General features: G+C 64.2%; 14 protein-coding genes. 3 read left to right on the top strand and 11 right to left on the bottom strand.

Annotated features, from left to right (window positions below; genetic code table 11):
* Nucleotide 1 precedes the first annotated feature (1 nt).
* The 6 genes from ACSW29_RS08080 to dnaK form a co-directional block, all read right to left on the bottom strand.
* Nucleotides 2–859, bottom strand: a complete 858-nt coding sequence (locus tag ACSW29_RS08080; protein ID WP_020906602.1) for a branched-chain amino acid ABC transporter permease — start codon at nucleotides 857–859, stop codon at nucleotides 2–4.
* A complete protein-coding gene (locus ACSW29_RS08075; RefSeq protein WP_448277009.1) occupies nucleotides 856–2070 on the bottom strand; it encodes an ABC transporter substrate-binding protein in 1215 nt (404 codons plus the stop codon). Before ACSW29_RS08075 ends, ACSW29_RS08080 begins: the two co-directional genes overlap by 4 nt.
* A 332-nt stretch (nucleotides 2071–2402) precedes the next feature.
* A complete protein-coding gene (locus tag ACSW29_RS08070) occupies nucleotides 2403–2813 on the bottom strand; it encodes a heat shock protein transcriptional repressor HspR (RefSeq protein WP_411742578.1) in 411 nt (136 codons plus the stop codon).
* A complete protein-coding gene (gene dnaJ / locus ACSW29_RS08065; RefSeq protein ID WP_050656306.1) occupies nucleotides 2810–3982 on the bottom strand; it encodes a molecular chaperone DnaJ in 1173 nt (390 codons plus the stop codon). The genes ACSW29_RS08070 and dnaJ overlap by 4 nt, the downstream gene beginning before the upstream one ends.
* A 22-nt stretch (nucleotides 3983–4004) precedes the next feature.
* Nucleotides 4005–4601 (bottom strand): nucleotide exchange factor GrpE, encoded by a 597-nt coding sequence (grpE, locus tag ACSW29_RS08060; protein WP_448277008.1) that lies wholly within the window; start codon nucleotides 4599–4601, stop codon nucleotides 4005–4007.
* Nucleotides 4598–6451, bottom strand: coding sequence for a molecular chaperone DnaK (dnaK, locus tag ACSW29_RS08055; protein ID WP_019749384.1), 1854 nt, complete (start codon nucleotides 6449–6451; stop codon nucleotides 4598–4600). The genes grpE and dnaK overlap by 4 nt, the downstream gene beginning before the upstream one ends.
* A 262-nt stretch (nucleotides 6452–6713) precedes the next feature.
* On the opposite strand from dnaK, the gene ACSW29_RS08050 reads away from it, so the two are divergent.
* Complete coding sequence (locus ACSW29_RS08050) at nucleotides 6714–7289, top strand: hypothetical protein (RefSeq protein WP_448277007.1); 576 nt, start codon at nucleotides 6714–6716, stop codon at nucleotides 7287–7289.
* On the top strand, nucleotides 7286–8290 hold the full coding sequence (locus tag ACSW29_RS08045; RefSeq protein WP_448277006.1) for a TIGR03617 family F420-dependent LLM class oxidoreductase: 1005 nt from the start codon (nucleotides 7286–7288) through the stop codon (nucleotides 8288–8290). The genes ACSW29_RS08050 and ACSW29_RS08045 overlap by 4 nt, the downstream gene beginning before the upstream one ends.
* A 19-nt stretch (nucleotides 8291–8309) precedes the next feature.
* On the opposite strand, the gene ACSW29_RS08040 is transcribed toward ACSW29_RS08045, so the two are convergent.
* The 5 genes from ACSW29_RS08040 to ACSW29_RS08020 form a co-directional block, all read right to left on the bottom strand.
* Nucleotides 8310–8954 carry an FMN-dependent NADH-azoreductase gene (locus tag ACSW29_RS08040; protein ID WP_448277005.1) on the bottom strand — a complete coding sequence of 215 codons (645 nt, stop codon included), beginning with the start codon at nucleotides 8952–8954 and terminating at the stop codon, nucleotides 8310–8312.
* A 23-nt stretch (nucleotides 8955–8977) separates the two neighbouring features.
* Nucleotides 8978–10561 (bottom strand): MFS transporter, encoded by a 1584-nt coding sequence (locus tag ACSW29_RS08035; RefSeq protein WP_448277004.1) that lies wholly within the window; start codon nucleotides 10559–10561, stop codon nucleotides 8978–8980.
* Nucleotides 10562–10665: 104 nt separating this feature from the next.
* A complete protein-coding gene (locus ACSW29_RS08030) occupies nucleotides 10666–12150 on the bottom strand; it encodes a dynamin family protein (RefSeq protein ID WP_448277003.1) in 1485 nt (494 codons plus the stop codon).
* Complete coding sequence (locus ACSW29_RS08025; protein ID WP_230816361.1) at nucleotides 12147–14009, bottom strand: dynamin family protein; 1863 nt, start codon at nucleotides 14007–14009, stop codon at nucleotides 12147–12149. The genes ACSW29_RS08030 and ACSW29_RS08025 overlap by 4 nt, the downstream gene beginning before the upstream one ends.
* Before the next feature lie 123 nt (nucleotides 14010–14132).
* Nucleotides 14133–16442 carry an IniB N-terminal domain-containing protein gene (locus ACSW29_RS08020; protein WP_448277002.1) on the bottom strand — a complete coding sequence of 770 codons (2310 nt, stop codon included), beginning with the start codon at nucleotides 16440–16442 and terminating at the stop codon, nucleotides 14133–14135.
* 348 nt (nucleotides 16443–16790) lie between these two features.
* On the opposite strand from ACSW29_RS08020, the gene ACSW29_RS08015 reads away from it, so the two are divergent.
* Nucleotides 16791–18512: an Hsp70 family protein gene (locus ACSW29_RS08015; RefSeq protein ID WP_317828187.1), complete on the top strand. Its 1722-nt coding sequence runs from the start codon at nucleotides 16791–16793 to the stop codon at nucleotides 18510–18512.
* Nucleotides 18513–18525: the final 13 nt, after the last annotated feature.

The following is an 18525-nucleotide window of genomic DNA, read 5'->3' as shown; positions in this document are numbered from 1 at the left end:
CTCACACCACCCGTTCTCGGACATTGCCGAACAAGCCGGCAGGTTTGACCATCAAGATGACGATCAGCACCGTGAATACGGCGATATTGCTGTACTGACTTCCCGCCCACAGGGCAGTGAACGATTCCACCAGACCGACGGTCAACCCGCCGATCAAAGCGCCTGGCAGAGAGCCGAACCCGCCGATCGCCAACGCCACGAACCCCTTGAGCGCCAGTGCGGCACCCAACGTCGCAACCGCAAACGTCTTGGGACCGACCAACAGTCCGAGGACACCGGCCAATGCACCCGAGAAGGCAAAGGCACCCAGCGCCAACCGTCGTACGTTGACTCCGCGCAGCATCGCCGCTTCACGATCCTCGGAGATACCGATCAGAGCCAGACCCGTCATCGTTTTCTTCGAGACGTAACTCAACCCGATGACCAATGCGATCGCAGCAACCAGCAGTGCGATCTCGACCGGGTAGGTACGGCCGCCGAGCAAGGTGATCGGTTCGTTCGATCCGAAGAACGGAACGGTGAGAGGTTCACTACCCCAGATCAATTGGGTGGCGCCGTTGAGCAGAGTCGCAACGCCCAACGTCGTCACCAATTGGTTCTGGTGATCAGCCACCGGTCTGATCGCGACTATCTCCTCGACCGAGGCGAGGAGCATCACGGTCACGGTTGCCATGACGGCCACCACGAGAACGGGGAGTTTCAGAGTCACCAGACCGGTGTAGGCGACAAAGGTGCCCACCATCATCAGCTGAGCTTGAGCGAAGTTGAAAGTGTTGGAGGAAACGAAAACGATGTTGTACCCGATGGCAACCAACACATAGACCGCGCCGAGCGCCAAACCGGACCACAGAATGGTCATGACGCAGCCGGGTTTCCGAACTGACCGTTGAGGATCTTCGTCGGACTGATGAACTTCAACTCACTGGTGTCCGGGTTCGGTCCGTGGTTGTCGGAGCTGAAGTTGTAGCGCGAGAGGAAGGCAGTCTTGGCATTCCCCTGGACCTCCGAGGTTTCCAGCGCCTCGGCGAGCTTCTTCGGATCGGTCGAACTGCCGACCTTCTCCGCGGCTGCCGCGACGAGAGGGAAGGCGTCGTAGTTGTCCGCGAGGATGAGTGTCGACGGGATGGAGCCCAGCGACGCCATCGTGTCCACCATCGTGGTGACGAGCGCATTGTTCGGATCGGACACCGTGCTGGTGAACACCTGCGTCACAAGGTTCTTCACCTGGGGCGTACCAAGCACACCGGCCGGCGGATCGTTCGCGATCAGGTTGGTGGCAGACACCGAGGTGTTTCCGACCAGCGGCACATCCCAGCCGAGTCGCTCGAGGCTCTGCAACACGTATCCGAGAGGAGCACCGTACGCATCCAAGGCGATGGCCGCGGCACCTGCATTCTTGAGCGACTGCAACTGAGCCGTCATGTCCAGCGCTGCAGCGTCGTACTCCTCGTTACCGGCAGCCTTCAGACCGACCTTCTCTAGTGCACTGGTCATCTCTTCGCCGAAGAGTTCACCGTAGGCGGTGCTGCCGTGCAGCACTCCGACGCTGCTGTAGCCCTTGGTCTTTGCATACTCGGAAATTCCGCGAGCTGTGTCGGTTGCGCCCGGAGCCAGGTCGAAGTTCAGCGGGAACTTCGAAGGGTCCGTCGAATCAGGCGAGGGTGCCATGCTCAACGAGAGGATGTTGTTCTGCTTGAGGATCGGGAGAACCGCAGCAGCGATCGACGAAGGACCCGAGTTGAGGTAGAGGTCAGGCTTGTTGCCCGAGTTGATGGCTTCGCGCAGCTTGGTGACGGCGATCGTTGCATCACCCGCGTCGTCCACCGTGGTGAGCTCGATCTGGCGGCCACCAATTCCCCCGGCCTCGTTCTGGACCTGAACGCCCGCCTTGGTGGCGAGCAGCGAGGTCTGCGAGTTCGCCGCGAGGACTCCCTGCGCACTGATCCCGCCGGTCAGCAGCACTCGGTAAGGCGAGTCCGCGCCACCGTCGGACTCCGAGGAACCACTACACCCTGCAAGAGCCAGAGCCGTCACGGCTACTGCCGCAACAAGAATGGGCCGACGATTCATGTCTGCACTCCTAGAACACATGTATGCACCGAACGTCAGGCGAATACCTGACGAAAGAAGGATCGGCTGGTGGACACGCCTGATTTCAAGCACCAACCAACCAAGCACTCGCTTGATGATCTAGCAAGCAGTTGCTTGGGTTGGAGCATAGAATGTGATCTGGATAACGTCAAACGCGCAAAAGAGAAGTCATGGAAGCGGACGCTATGCACGTACGAGCCGTCTCGACAGCACGATTCCCGCTGGGTGGAAACACCAAAACGGCCCCACGCCCTGCGGGATTCGGTGAAGTGAATCCCACTAGGCATGGGGCCGTGTTTCCAGAGTTCCGACTAGCGTTGGTTGCGAGGCTTCCAAACCACCAACGCGTTGTTGCGCGGGATCGGCACGAGGTCCCGGCGATAGCCCGCATGGACTTTCGCGATTTCCTCGGCCAATTCGCGGACGCGATGCTGCAGAGCCTCGACCTGGTTGGTCAGTTCGATGATCCGTTTGATTCCGGCAAGGTTGACGCCCTCGTCCTGCGAAAGCCGTTGCACTTCACGAAGAAGCGCAACATCACGCGGAGAGTAACGCCGCCCACCACCGGTGGTTCGGTGCGGGGTGACCAACCCGAGTCGGTCGTAGTTACGCAAAGTCTGCGCATGCATCCCGGCCAACTCGGCTGCCACCGAGATCACGAAGATCTGAGCGTCAGGATCGACCGTCGTATCCCATTGATTCTGCGGTCGCTCGGTCATCATGCACCGGCCCACCCGGCCCGTGGATCGAACCCGCTCGCCTTCTCGGCTTCGAGATAGGTTTTCAGCGCTTCGATCGCCGGGTCGTCCAACTTCTGCGGGACGGATACCTTGACGGTGACCAGAAGGTCACCGGCTCCCTCGGGACGCTTGGGGATGCCACGTCCGCGAACTCGCAGAATGCGTCCGTCCACCGTTCCGGCCGGAACCTTCACTCCGACACGGCCGTCCAAGGTCGGCACCGACAGTGTCGTTCCCAGTACCAGCTCGCCGTAGCTCACCGGAACCGTCAGTGTCAGGTCGTCACCGTTGCGGCCGAAGACGCTGTCCGGCTTGACGCGAATGTTGACGAACAGGTCACCCGCCGGAGCTCCGCGGAGTCCCGCTTCGCCCTTGCCCTTGAGTCTGATCTTCTGACCATCGCTGACACCCGCAGGCACCCGGACCGTGATGGTCCGTGTGCGATTGGTGACGCCGCTACCGTGGCAGTCCTCGCAAGGCGAGTCGATGATCGAGCCGGTTCCCCGGCAGTCGTCACACGGCTCACTGAATCCGAAAGCGCCCTGGTTCCGGCTCACTACTCCGGTTCCGTTGCAATGCGGGCACACTCGCGGGCTGGTGCCTGGCTTTGCGCCGCTGCCGTGACACGTGGTGCACGACGTCGGGCTGGTCAGACGAAGTGGGACGGTGACACCGAGCGCTGCTTCGCGGAAAGCGAGCGTCGTCTCGGTCTCGAGATCCTTGCCTCGACGCGGACGGTTGGGCGCAGCTGTGCGCTGGCCCGCTCCCCCACGGTTGAACAATCCGCCGAAGATGTCTCCGAGACCCGAGTCCTGTCCTCCGGCGCCGCCGCCGAACAGGTCGTTGATGTCGAAACCACCGGCGCCGGGGTTGAATCCGCCGCCGCCTTGCGCGCGGGGACCGAAGCCGCCGCTGGCAAACAGACGCCTGGCTTCGTCGTACTCCTTGCGCTTTTCCGGATCGGACAGCACTGCATGAGCTTCGCTGACTGTCTTGAAACGCTCTTCGGCCTTCGCGTCGTCAGGGTTGGCATCGGGATGCAGATCCCGGGCCAGCTTGCGATACGCCTTCTTGATCTCGTCGGCCGTGGCGGTGGACGAGACGCCCAGCTCTTTGTAGAAGTCCTTCTCGATCCACTCCCGTTGACTCACTGGGCGTCTCCTCCTCTCACTCTTACTTCGCTTCTTCCTCTGAACCGTCAGCAGACTTGTCGCCCACCCGGTCCGTCACGGCCACCATCGCGGTCCGAAGGACCCGGTCGCCGAGCTTGTAACCCTTGCGCATGACCGTCCCGAGTACGGGGTCGTGGCCTTCGCCTTCATGCTGCACCGCTTCGTGGAGCGCGGGATCGAAATCGTCACCCTCGTTACCGAAGTCGGTCAAACCCAGACCCGTCAGGGTCGTGTTGAGCTTGTCCGCGAGCGCACGCAACGGACCTGTTTCCAGATCACCGTGTGCCCGAGCACGATCCAGATCATCGAGAATTCCGATGAGCTCGGTGATGACCGAAGCCCGCGCGGTTTCCTTGATGACCTGCTTGTCACGCTCGACGCGACGACGGTAGTTGGTGAACTCCGCCTGAAGTCGCTGCAGATCCGCAGTTCGTTCGGCGAGCTGATCGGTGGCGGATGCTTCCTCCACGATCGACTCTGCTTCCTGAACTACCCCTGTGTCTTCCGAGTCGAGCGGCGGCAGGGATTCCCCCGCCGCCTCTCCCTGTGCACCGGTCTCGGGGTCGACCGGGTTGTTCTCGGAGTTGTCCGAGGTCACTTCTTGTCCGAGTCGGTGGGCTCGTCGACAACCTCGGCGTCGACGACGTCGTCGTCATTGCCTGCGCCGTCGGTGTTACCGGCCTCGTTTGCAGCGGAAGCCTCGTAGATGGCCTGGCCCAGAGCCTGCGACTCGGTGCCCAGCTTCTCCACTGCGGTCTTCACTGCAGCGATGTCGGTGCCTGCCAGAGCGTCGTTGACGTCCTTGACCGCTGCCTCGACCTTGGTCAGGATCTCCTCGGAGACCTTGCCCGCGTTCTCACCTTCACGCTGCTCCTTGACGAACTTCTCCGTCTGGTGGACCAGCGACTCGGCCTGGTTGCGGACCTCTGCCTCTTCGCGACGTGCCTTGTCTTCCTCGGCGTGAGCCTCGGCGTCCTTGACCATGCGCTCGATCTCTTCCTTGGACAGACCGGAGCCGTCCTGGATCTTGATCGTGTTTTCCTTGCCGGTGCCCTTGTCCTTCGCCGTCACGTGCACGATGCCGTTGGCGTCGATGTCGAAGGTGACCTCGATCTGCGGAACGCCACGCGGGGCGGGCGGCAGATCGGTGAGCTCGAAGGAGCCGAGCAGCTTGTTGTGCGAAGCGATTTCGCGCTCACCTTGGAAGACCTGGATCTGCACCGAAGGCTGATTGTCGTCAGCGGTGGTGAAGGTCTCGGAACGCTTCGTGGGGATGGTGGTGTTGCGCTCGATAAGCTTGGTCATCACGCCACCCTTGGTTTCGATACCGAGGGAAAGCGGCGTGACGTCGAGGAGCAGAACGTCCTTGACCTCGCCCTTGAGCACGCCGGCCTGGAGTGCGGCGCCGACGGCGACGACCTCGTCCGGGTTGACACCCTTGTTGGGCTCACGGCCACCGGTCAGTTCACGAACCAGATCGGAGACTGCCGGCATACGGGTGGAGCCACCGACGAGCACGACATGGTCGATGTCCTTGACGGCGATTCCGCTGTCCTTGATCACTGCCTGGAACGGCGCACGGGTGCGATCGAGCAGGTCCGAGGTGATCTTCTGGAACTCGCTGCGGGAGAGCTGCTCGTCCAGGAAGAGCGGGTTCTTGTCCGCGTCGACCGTGATGTACGGGAGGTTGATGGAGGTGCTCTGCGAGCTGGAGAGCTCGATCTTCGCCTTCTCCGCAGCCTCACGCAGACGCTGCAGGGCCATCTTGTCCTTGGTCAGATCGATGCCGTTCTGAGCCTTGAACTTGTCGACCAGCCAAGCGACGACGCGCTCGTCCCAGTCGTCGCCACCGAGGTGGTTGTCACCGGAGGTTGCGCGAACCTCGACGACGCCGTCACCGATTTCGAGCAGGGAGACGTCGAAGGTGCCGCCACCGAGGTCGAAGACCAGAATGGTCTGCTCGGTGTCACCCTTGTCCAGTCCGTATGCCAGTGCAGCCGCGGTGGGCTCGTTGACGATACGAAGGACGTTTAGGCCGGCGATCTGGCCGGCTTCCTTGGTCGCCTGACGCTGTGCGTCCTCGAAGTATGCGGGGACGGTGATGACGGCATCGGTGATGTCTTCGCCGAGGTAAGCCTCCGCGTCACGCTTGAGCTTCATGAGCGTGCGGGCGCTGATTTCCTGCGGCGTGTACTTCTTGCCGTCGATTTCCACGTTCCAGTCAGTGCCGATGTGGCGCTTGACGGAGCGGAGGGTGCGGTCGACGTTCGTGACTGCCTGGTTCTTCGCGGGCTGACCGACGAGAACCTCGCCGTTCTTGGCAAATGCGACCACCGAGGGGGTGGTACGTGAGCCTTCGGCGTTGGCGACCACTACGGGCTCGCCGCCCTCCAGCACTGCAACTACCGAGTTGGTCGTACCGAGATCGATACCGACTGCACGAGCCATAGTGTTCCTACCTTTCGTTCTGCGGTTCTCTGCCCGAGTGGTTGATCTCGAACATGACCGCGAGTTTTTCGCTTGGTGAGCGTCCTCCGCTCAAGTTTGCCTCCGACCGTGGCCGGGAGTCAACTTGAAGTTGAGCCGAGGGCGCTCAAGCTTGTCGAAATGGTCAACTACAGCCCACGTAGATTTGTTCCCGCCTTCCCCGAAAAGCCGAAAAAGTGCGCCACATCACTTCCGAATCTCTCCGAATGGCTACGATCGGCCGGTGACCGATCCCGACAATTCTCCCGTTCGACCTGCTCGACCGGCGCCGGCGCGCCCGGCACCCGAGCGACCCGACGTCTCGGTTCGGCCGCTCCGACCTGCAGCGAACGACGAGACGCCCAAGGCCGTGACCTTGTCCACCTCTGCCTGGATCGGCTCGTTCGTCGTCCTGGCCGGAATCGCCGCAGTGGTAGTCACCAGCCTCGACGACGTCCGATCCGCTCTCGAAGAATCGACTGCGCGCGACAACCCCGGATACTCGTCCACCGACATCTCCGACGCCGTGACCGTCGTGCTGGCAGGCAGCGGCGGCGGCGCTCTCGTTTTGGTCCTGCTCGCACTTTTGAGCCTTCAACTCCTCCGCGCACGCAATAACGCCGGGCGAGTGATGACGGCGATCGTCGGAGCCCTGAGCGTCGCGGCCGGGCTCGGCTTCATGTCTCTGGTCGACGGCGCAGCGGATATCGGCGCTGGAGTCCTGACGTGGGGTCCGATTCTCTACTGCGTCCTTGTCGCGGTGGCGGCGATCGCGCCATTTGCTCCCGGGGTCAGCGATTGGCTGCGAACACGCAGATGAAGATTCACGTACAACTCGACTCGGCGCCGGGAACAGGCGCTGCTCGCAGCCGTGAACTCGCGGAGACCGGCGCCGGCGGCCTGTTCACGTTCGAGGGGCCACACGACGTGTTCTTCCCACTCGTCGAAGCCGCTTCGGCCGTCGACCTCGACCTGATGACCAACGTCGCCATCGCGTTCCCCCGCAGTCCCATGCATCTGGCTCATTCGGCCAACGACCTGCAGTTGCTCAGTCGCGGCCACTTTAGGCTGGGACTCGGATCGCAGATCAAACCGCACATCGAAAAACGCTACAGCGCAACGTGGTCGCGTCCAGCGGCCCGCATGAAGGAGACGGTCGCCGCGGTCAAAGCGATCTTCACGGCGTGGGAGAACGCCTCGACGCTGAACTTCCGCGGCGAGTTCTTCACCCACACTCTGATGCCGCCGACATTCGACCCCGGACCCAATCCCTATGGGCCGCCGCCCATCCTGATGGGGGCACTCGGGCCGGTGATGACCCGTACCGCCGCGGAGGTTGCCGACGGACTACTGGTCATGCCGTTCCACTCGGAGCGACATTTCCTCGAGCGCACACTTCCTGCCGTCGATACAGGCCTTCACGAATCCGGGCGCACCCGAGACCAATTCACGGTCATCCCGCAGGTCATCGTCGGCGTCGGCCGCAGCGACGATCAACTCGTCGCGGCCGCCCGAGGCGTCCGGGCACTGCTCTCGTTCTACGGATCGACGCCCGCATACCGTCCGGTGCTCGACGTCGAAGGGTGGGGCGAGGTCCAGCCGGAACTCAACGCCCTGTCGAAGCGAGGCGGCTATGCCGACATGGCCTCGTTGATCACCGATCCGATGCTGACCACACTCGCAGTCGTCGGCACCCCGGAAGAATGTGCGACCGAGATTCGGCGGCGGTTCGGCGAGCATGCCGACGAAGTGTGTTGCTACTTCCCCGGTTACGACGCAGAGCCGGAAGACGTGGCGTCGATGATCTCGACTCTCGCCTGAACCTGGTCAGGCGCCCTGATCAAACCCCTAAGGTACGGGCCAACTCGACGAGCGATTCCCGGGCAGCGCGCAGGCTCGCCTCACCCTGCTCGATCAGCGGTGCCATCGCCGGAATACGCTGCGCCAAAGTCAGTTCCGCAGTGATGACGGAGACATCCATTCCCATCGACACCCCCAGTACCTGAACGAGCAGCGGGACGGTGTGATCGTTTGCCTCGTTCCCCGAACCCGGCGCATAGGTGTTTCCGCGGCTGGACACGATCACCACTGGCTTGCCTGCCATGGGCTGAGTGCGAGTGTCGAAAGGCACCGTTGTACCCAGGACGTGTACGTAATCGATCCACGCTTTCAACGTGGACGGGATCGACCAGTTGTACATCGGTGCACCGATCACGACTACGTCCGCCGCGGCGAGTTGCTCGATGACCCGAGCCTGCAGTGCTTCTGCGTCGGCGTCCGGCCTCTCTCCGTCGACGCGCAAGCGTGGTGCGTAGTGCAGGGCCGCGTCCGCGAGGTGCGGCAAGGGATCTCGGTGCAGGTCCAACGTAACCGTCGTGTGATTCGGGCTGATCTCCGACCACTGCGCAGCGAACAGTGCGGTCAGGTCACGCGAGGTCGAGTTGCGGAGTTCGGCAGACGAATCGATGTGAAGTAGTCGTGGCATCCCTCATCAGTACCAGAGCGTGCTCAACTCTTCTCCGCGGCGAGATCGGATTCGGCCGCGTACTGCGCCAGCAGGACACGCTCACGCTCGCGATGCGGATAGAAGAAGGTCACCACTGCGGCACCGGCGCACACGATGATGATTGCCGCGAGGTAGGCATGTGTATCCCCGTCCAGGAAGGCATTTTTGGCGGCGGTCATGATTTGGTCTGCGTATTGCGGGTAGCGTTCCGCGAGAACTTCAGCGCTGGAGAAAGATTTGGTGAGCGCGGCTTGAGTTTCGGGAGTCACCTCGGATGCGTTCGGCGAGGACGAGATCGCATTCCCCAACGATTTTGCGTACCCGGCCGTGAGTATCCCGCCGAGAATCGACTGCATGATGGCGCCGCCCAGGTCTCGTTGCAGGTCCGAGGTTCCCGACGCCATACCCGCGCGGTGCACGGGAACGGATCCGGTCAGCGAACGCGATGCCGGTGTGCCAGCCAGGCCGACGCCGATCCCGACAAGCGCATAGGCCAGCGCGACCTGCCAATACTGTGTGCTTTCGTTCCACAGGAAAAGCGCGACAAACAACCCGAGAACCACGAACAGGTAGCCGGAGAGCAGCGTGACGCGGGCGCCGTACCTTTCGATCATGGTCGCCGAACGCGGCGCAACGATCACCATCGCCAAGGCCGCCGGAATGATGGCCGCACCGGCTGCCAGCGTCGAGTAACTCAGTACGTTCTGCAGGAACTGCTGGCCGATGAACATCGCGCCCATGAGCGAACCGAACACCACCAACCCACCCACGGCTGCGACCCAGAAAGTTGGGCGCGCAGCTACGTGAAGGTCGAACAGTGGATTGACCGCGCGTCGCTGTTGCAGGAAGAACCCGATACCCGCGACGACCGCTATCGCCCCGAGCACCAGTGCCATCGTGCCCGAACCCTTGACCGGCGCGAAGTTGATGGACAGCACCAGCGCCCCGATGAAGACGATCGAAACTATGCCGCCGAGATGATCGACTCGCTCGGTCGTCTCGTTGACGTGAGCAGGCACCAACATCAGTGAGCAGATCAGTGCCACAAGAGCCAACGGAAGGGTGACGAAGAAGACCGATCCCCAGTGAAACTGCTCGAGCAACGCGCCCGAGACGATCGGACCGAGTGCTGAAATCGCGCCACCGATTGCCGACCACATGGCAATCGCCTTGGTCCGTGCCGGTCCGGCCCACAGCGCCGTGATGATCGCCAGCGTGGTCGGGAATGCAAGACCTGCCGAGACGCCTCCGACTATCCGAGCGAGGAACAGCACTTCGAAGTTCCCGGCGAATCCAGCCACGATCGACGCCGGAATGGACAGCGCCATGCCGGTGACCAGCAGCATCTTGCGACCGTATCGGTCTCCCAAGGCCCCCAGGTAGAGCACCGTTCCGGCCAGGCCCAGCGAGTAGCCGACCGCGATCAGATTCAGTTGCGTCTGACTGGCGTCGAAAGCCCGCCCGATGTCGGGTAGCGCGACGTTCGCGACCGAGAGATTGAGGTTCGCGACCGCAGCCACCAGGATGAGCGTCCCCAGGACGAAGGTGGCTCGATCCGGTGATGCGGACTTGATGTCACTCGCCATGCGCGTGCTCCCATCGAGGTGGGACCCGAACCTGGGAGTTATGTCCGGATCATCCCGAACTCAAGATAGAACCCTCGTCCGGCGCTCGCATAGTGAACGGGTCCCTATTCGGGCACAATTTCAGCCAAGACGCCCTCGGCGCTGCGGGCAGCAACCAGGCAGGCGCGCGAGGTGAATCTGTCGAATAGCGGATGTCTGGACAACTCGCGCCATCGCCGGACGGCCGCGGTAGCCCGCGCACGCTGCACCTCCGGCGATTCTTCCGGTTCGCAGCCCAGTCGGTCGCTGGCCCGGATTCCGTAGCCACCGATCAGCCTTTGCAGTTGTGCCAGGTCGTCGGGTGGCAGATCTGTGTGTACCGAACGAAGTCGCCCGAGCAGGCGAAGTTCGTGGAAGCCGTGAACATCGGCAAGCAACCGTTGCGCCTCCGCCGCGATCTGATCGCCTTCCTCACTCGGATCGGCCTCGAGTATCCTGCCCAGCGTCACCAGCGCAGTGTGCGATTTCAGTTGATCTGCCCGCTGCCCGAATTGAACGTCGATCACCTGACGCAGTTCATCGAGGCCGCTTCGCTCCAGCAATTCGGCGGCCAGAGACGGTGAATCAGTGGCCCCCAGCTTGATCGATGTCACGGCGAGGCGAATTCCGAAGAGCCCGAACCGATCGGCCAACTGCGCCCGCATCCCCGCATCGACCGGGAGTGGACTGTCCTGCCTGGCAAAACGATCCGCGGAGAGCAGTGCCAGGCTCAGATCCTCGGATGGAACCTGCGCGAGCGCCGAGAAGGCCGCGAACTCGCTCTGCCTCATCGTCCGAGCAGCGAGCGCGAGCAGACCTGCCACCGGAACCACCGACTGGCACAGGCCCGTTCGCTCCAACTCCTCGGCGAATCGTGCCGCGACGTCCTTCGCCGAAGACAACGCATCGAGCCTGCCTGCGCCGACCTCGTCGGCACGCGAGAGAACACCGATCACTCCGAGCGGCCCGGATTCTCCGCCCACGTGATCCGCGATCTTCCCGAGAAACTGCATGTCACTGGCGTTCAGGGCCCGAAGAAGATAGACCACTGCATCCGCGCCCGGTGCCCCGCCGTCAGGAACAAGCATGTCCCAGGTGCGGGCCGAAACCTCGGTCGAGAGCGAAGAGGTACCCGGTGTGTCGATGATCGTCGTACGAGCCAAAGCCGAAGACGGCCAGTCGACGTCGATGCGGTCCACCGAGCCTGCGGTGTACTCGCCCAGATCGAAGGTGAGCCTGCCGTCGCGGCGCGTCACCGGCACGTTGAACTCGGCGCCGTTCTCGGCCGTCGCGGTCACCTGCGGCGTTGTCCCGTTCCGATACCAGGTGACGACGCGCGTGCACTCGGTCGCGTCGGTTGGCGCTATATCCTGTCCGACGAGCGAATTGAGCAGCGTCGACTTACCCGCCTTGAGGGAACCGGCGAGCGCCACCCGGAGTGGCTCGTCGAGCCTGGCCGCACATTCTTCCAACTGGGCGCGCGTCTGTGGTTGATCGGCGTAGACCCGTCTGGCGTGATCGATCAGTGCGTGTGCCGACTCCACAGCGGTCACGGCGGTCACGGCATTCATGCGTTGGTCACCTTTGCCGAAGCGGGAGTTTCGCCGATCAGCGTTCCGGCAACGGCGTCGAGTTCCGCGACGACGCGCATATCGGTCTCCAGACGCTTGATACGAGCGGCATGTTCGCTCGACTCCAACTGCGCGGCTTCCTGCGTGGCGCGAAGGGATTCGTTGATCGAGCGCAGCGCCTGCTCGGCGATGTCGGTGAAGTGATCACGCAACAGCCGCTGCACCAGGCGGAGGCGATCCTTCGACTCCTTGCCCACCTGGAAACTGACGTCGTCGGCGAACCGTCGGATAGCCGCTTTCGCCTCAGCCCGACGCTTGAGCACCTGGGCCTGCTTGTCTTCACGATAAGCCTTGGTACCCAGCAGGACCCCGGCGCCGATGGAGATCGGGTTGACCAGAGCCATGCCCATCATCGTGGTGATCAAGCCGAACATCAGAACGCCACCGTACGAGCCGCGCATACCGACCAGGACCTTTTGAGTGATGCCGATTCGTCCGGATTCGAGATCCGACAATGCGCCGACCGGTTCCAGGAAACCGTCGGTGTCGGCAACGTCGAGATGCGGTAGCGCGACGTCGCCGGTCTCCGCAAAGTGCTGTGCCACAACTTCTGCCAACCATTGAGCTCGGTCGTGAGCCCACACGAAGTTGTCACCGATCGCGGTGGCGATCTCCTGCTCGAGCCACTCCCCCACTACGTCCCAGTCCTTACCGGGATCACCTTCGTCGACCGTCTCCTCGGCCTGGCGGGTAACCCGGCGCAACCGGTCCCGGAGGTCGTGATCGATGTCGGCGGCGAGGTCCGCGATGCCGTCGCCGAGGCTCTGTTGCCAGAGCGAGGTCTTCTTATGCAGTTCCTCGGCCGCTGCCCGGGCGCGCTGCAGACCCGCGACCGCCGCCTGTGCCGTCGACGGATCCTTCAGCGCCGCAAGCTCACTGCCCATCTCCAACGTCAGATGCGCTGCCGCAGAACGCACGTCCATCGCTACCGCGCGTCGAGTGTTCGATTCGGCACGCGCAACGACGTTGTCCCGCAGGAACTGATAGAGGTCCAGGAAGCCTGATTCCGCTTCGAGTTCTTTGTCCCCCAGCCTCAGCGCGTGCGAGCGCAGTACCGAGGAGATCGGAATGAGTGGCAGGTCCAACCCGGCGCGCTGGAGGTGTCCGCGGTCGGCGTCGAGGATCTGCCGCCAGTGCGGGTACAGATCGGTCTTGCTGATCAGCCCGGCCACCGCAGGACACAGATTGACGACCTGGCGGATGAATCCAAGCTCGGGTTCGGTGAACTCCTGGCTGGAGTCCGACAAAACCAACACGGCATCGGCCGCGGTGATCAACCCCAATGTTCCTGCAGCATGCGGATTTCCATGACCACCCACGCCGGGGGTGTCGATCAGCACCAAACCGTCGGCCAACAGCGGACTGGGAACACCGACCTCGACGCGCAAGACCTCACGCCCTTCGGCGCGAGGTGTGGCCGGGGTGATCCCCATGAGTTCTTCGAGCGGAAGTGGTACCCGGATGGGCGCCGCGCCCGGATCGGCGAGAATCAGTTCGGCAACCGCGGTCTCCGCGTACTGCACGACCGTCGCCACGGCAGTGGTCTCGTCGTCACCGACCGAGCAGACGTCGATGCCGAGCAGCGAATTGACGAACTGGCTCTTGCCCTGTTTGAGGGGGCCGACCACCACGATACGAATACGCGGGTCGTTGACTCTGACCTGGGCGTTCTCGAGTCGCCGCACCAGATCCGTGCGCCCGAAATCCTTCGCCACTACAGCTGTTCGTTCGAGCAACGACGCCGTCGACGACGCGACGCGCGCCTTCCGGTGGCTTACCTGACTCGCTGAATCACTCATGAGCTACGTTGACCCGCAATTCTTCCCGACTCGAATATCCGGCCCTGCGAACGCATAGCGCACGCAGGGCCGGATTTGTTACATCAGGTCATTTTGACCGACTTCAGTTCCTGCGTCAGCAGATCAGGGATGCAGGTGATCGACAACCGCAACCGGGTCGATGTGATCGACCGGTGCTGCAACCGAATCCTCGGCGAAGAGCGAGTGTTCGGTATCGGCGCTCAGGCCCGAAGCGGAACCCGAACCGAAAGCGTCGGTCGCATCGATCGACGACCACGGGTTCAACGCACCGGTCAACGAGCTCGTCAGGTCGGACACTCCGCTGACCGCTCCACCGAGAGATCCACCCAGGTCAGCGACTCCACCGCCGCCAACGGTACCGCCACCGTCGACGGTGCCACCGGCAGCGGCGGTTGCGTCTGCTCCGATCGAACCGGTCACGTCGGTGACTGCCCCGACGGCTCCGCCGGCTCCGACGGCTCCGCCGAGGGATCCACCGAGGTCAGCGACACCGTTCAGTGCACCGCCGAGCGACCCACCCAAGCCGGCCGCCGCGTTCGTGGCTGCATCGAGACCTGCGGTTGCGTCCAGACCTGCTGTTGCGTCCAGAGCGCCGCCCACAGTTGCTCCGAGATCGCCGGTCACAGCGCCGAGGTTCAGGCCGTCCGCCGCGATGCTTCCGAGGTCGACTGAAGGCAGTTCAGCGGAGATCGGGCCGAGGTTCACTGCGCCGAGGTCGACGGAAGGCATATCGGCGCCGATCGCACCGGTACCGATTCCGCCGATGTTCAGTGCCGTGTCCAGCGCTCCACCGAGGGCCCCTTCGGCACCGACAATGCTGTCGAGAGAGCCGCCCAATCCGGCCCCGAGGCCTGCGCCCAGTGCACCGTCGAGCGCGCCGGCGAGGTCTGTACCCACCGAACCGACAGCACCCAGGCCGCCTGCACCTGCGAGAGCGGTGTCGAGAGCCGCCGCCACACCGGCAGCCAAGCCTGCTTCGCCGCCCAGGCCGAGTGCACCACCGAGGTCGATTCCGGTAAGTCCGCCTGCGCCCAGTGCTGCGTCGAGTGCGCCGCCGAGGCCGCCCGCGAGCCCGGCATCAACGCCGAGTGCCGAACCGAGGACGCCTTCGAGGGCCGTCGACAGATTCGCGCCGCCGCCCAGAGCCGCCGCGAGGTCGGCGCCGAGTCCGCCTTCGATGTCGAGTGCTCCCCCGAGCAGTCCGCCGAGTGCGCCGCCCAGGTCGGCTCCGACCGTTCCGCCGGCACCGAGAGCGCCGGAGAGTGCCGCGCTGAGCTGCGCGCCGAGGTCTGCGCCGCCGCCGAGCACTGCGTCGAGGTCGAGTCCGCCGCCGAGGCCCAGTGCTGCGTCGAGTGCTCCGCCGAGTGCAGTTTCCAAGCCTCCACCGACGCCGAGTGCTCCGCCGAGGGCGCCGCTGAGTGCAGCACCGAGATCGAGCCCGCCCGCGATATCTGTGAGGACACTGACGTCGGTGATCGCGCCGAGAACGCCGCCGAGCGATGCACCCAGATCGGCGCCGATCGTGCCGCCTGCTCCCAGGACACCGGAGAGCGCGCCGGACAATGCCGTGCTGAGGTCACCCGTCAGAGCGCCGGCCAGGTCCAGGCCGCCGCCGAGGGCAAGGGCGGATTCCAGTGCGCCGGTCAGGCTTGCACCCAATTCGCCGCCGATGTCGAGAAGACCACTGAGGTCCGCTGCGCCGCCGAGGAGTCCACCGAGAGCCAGCCCGAGGTCGGCTCCGAGGTCGCCACCGACGGCGAAGACGGGTGCGAGGGCTCCGCTGAGCCCTGCCGTCAGGTCGAGTCCGCCGACTGCGCCGATTGCTGCGTCGAGCGCTGCTCCCAGTTCCGCGGTCAGGCCGCCGGTCACTCCGAGCGCGCCGCCCAGAGCCGCGCTGAGCTGTGCACCGAGGTCGAGTGCGCCGCCGAGATCGAATGCGCCACCGAGACCGAGGCCGGCTTCGATCACGGCGCCGAAGGCTGCACCGAGGTCGGCACTGATCTCGCCGCCGATGGCAAGCGCAGCACTGAGGGCTGCCGCGAAGTCGCCGACCAGATCGAACTGGCCGCCGAGGGCGCCGCCGACTCCGAGGCCCGCGCCGGCGCCGAGACCCAGGCTGCCCCCCAGACCGCCACCGAGACCACCGGTGAGTCCACCACCGATTCCGAGTCCGCCGCCGATCGCACCGGCAGCGGACGCGCCGGCGTTGACGATCGCGGACAGGTCGGCGCCGCCACCGGCAAAGAGTCCGGACTCGGCGACCAGCGGAGCAACAGCGACGATGTCGGCGGGGCTGACGTCGCACAAACCTGCAGCGTTGAGAGCCTCGGTCGGGTTGGCGCAGTAGTTGGCAGCTGCCTCGTCGTCGCGAAGTAGCCCGAGGATGAATTCGAGTACGGCGTTCGTTGCCATGGCGGGTTCTCCTGAAGTTCGTTGACCGTGATGTTGCCGGTGGGATGTTGCCGGTGGGATGTTGCCGGTGCTCCGGAAACTGGTGCGCTGCCAGAGGTAGCGAGTGGAATCAACGCTAAGAACTTTTGTGACCGGGGCCAACGGGGAGCATCCCCCTCTTCTACGGGGGCGGAGGGGGAAGTCCCCTACGGGCCACAACTGGCCTGGTTAGGGGATTTGCCCCGATTAGGGGATCGGCCCCCTACTTCGTCGGGGCGCCTCCAATCCGGTAACGATCTTGGTCCTGAAACCGACATCGCAGACAACCGCGACAGTCCTTCTGTCGCCCACGACCAGGGGAGTTCGTTCATGGCGGCAGGGCTCGGCATCAGCATCGGTTCGGCCACTCTCGTAGCTGTCAGCGACGGCTCGACCGGTGAAGCGCAACAGGTCCGCTTACCCAGTGCACTGCAATTGGACGACGGATCCGTCATCACCGGATTTGTCGAGCGCGTCGGAGACCCGATTCCGATACTTGCCGCCGACGGCACCGAGTACCGCGGCGAGGATCTCGCGGCAACAGCGGTAGGCGCGCTCGTCGGCCAGGCGGGCGGCGACGAAGGGCCAACGGTCGTCCTGGCTCACCCTGTGGGGTGGAACCGCCACACAGCACGCACCATGGAGTCCGCGCTGGATGACGCCGGGGTTCACGGGGCGACTCTCGTCACCGAACCCGCGGCCGTCATGGCGTGGCTCGCCGCTTCCGGAACTGTTGTCAACGACGGTCTGACCGTCGTCTACGACCTCGGCGCCCGTTCGCTCGACGTCACGATGATGTCCACCACCGGCGGACGAAGCGAGATCTTCGGAAAGCCTCTGCGCAGCGAGGACATCGGCGGCGACGAATTCGATCATCTCGTCACCGTGCACCTGCTCGATGCGGTGTCGGATCACTTCGCAGCCCTTGATCCCTTTGCTCCTCAGACGATTGAAGCGCTGGAAACTCTGCGCGAGCATGCTCGCGCAGCCAAGGAGGAACTTTCCACCGAGACGGAAACCGTTGCCCCCGTGGCACTTCCCGGCGCCGTCAGCGACGTTCGTCTCGTTCGTTCCGAGCTCGAGGATCTGATTCGCCCCGCCCTCACCGAATCGGTGGCCTTGGTTCGCGAAAGCCTGCGATCTGCAGGCGTCGAGTCCAGCGATGTCAATCAGGTTGTTCTGGCGGGCGGAAGCTCGTCCATTCCCCTTGTCGCCGAACTACTGTCTGCGGAGCTTCGTGTTCCGGTGATCGCCGACGCCGATCCGGCGTCGTGCGCGGCGTCCGGCGCAGCGACGCTGGCTGCAGAATTGACAGCCACCACGGCACTCGCTGTCCCTGTTGTCCCCGCCGAGCCCACCCGCAAGCCCGCGCCGGTTCCGGCCTTCTCCACTCCGCTCCTTGCCGAGCCGACGGAGGAAGAGAACACGGCGACTCGACGCTCGTCGAGGGTGGGCGTCGTTGCTGCGGTGGTTGGTGCATTCATCGTGCTCGCCGCAGGCGGGCTCGGAATCGGAACAGCCATGGACAAGATCAACGTCCCGTCCAGTTCGGCGAACACCACCAACGAGTCCACCTCCTCGACTGCTTCGACCACCCCAGGCTCTACTCCCGGCAGCACCACGGCAGCCGAAGCGGCAGGCACCGGATCCACGACTGCGAACAACGGAAGTCAGAACAATCAGCCGGGTTCTCCTGCCGCCGCAGGCGGCTCCACGACGGCACCAGGGGCAGTTCCGGTTGCCGGCGCACCAGCTGGATCTGCGCCCGCACCGGGCGAGACCGCCCAGTCGGCGCCTGCACCTGCCGCACCCGGCGCCCCGGCGCCCGCACCGGTTCCCGCCCCGGCACCAGCGCCCGCGCCCGCACCTGGAGCTGGCGTCGGAACCGGCATCGGTGATGCTGCGACCGGCATCGGCAACGGAGTCGGCGGTTTGGTCGACGGCGTCGGGAACGGCGTGGGCGGCGTGGTCGGAGGTCTCGGAAACGTCGTCGGTGGTGTCGGAAACGTGGTCGGTGGTGTCGTCGGCGGCGTCACCGCGCCGATCCGCTGACCGGCAGGCTTTC

The sequence above is a fragment of the Rhodococcus sp. GB-02 genome, assembly GCF_053470465.1.
This window is presented reverse-complemented; position numbering and strand designations above follow the sequence as displayed.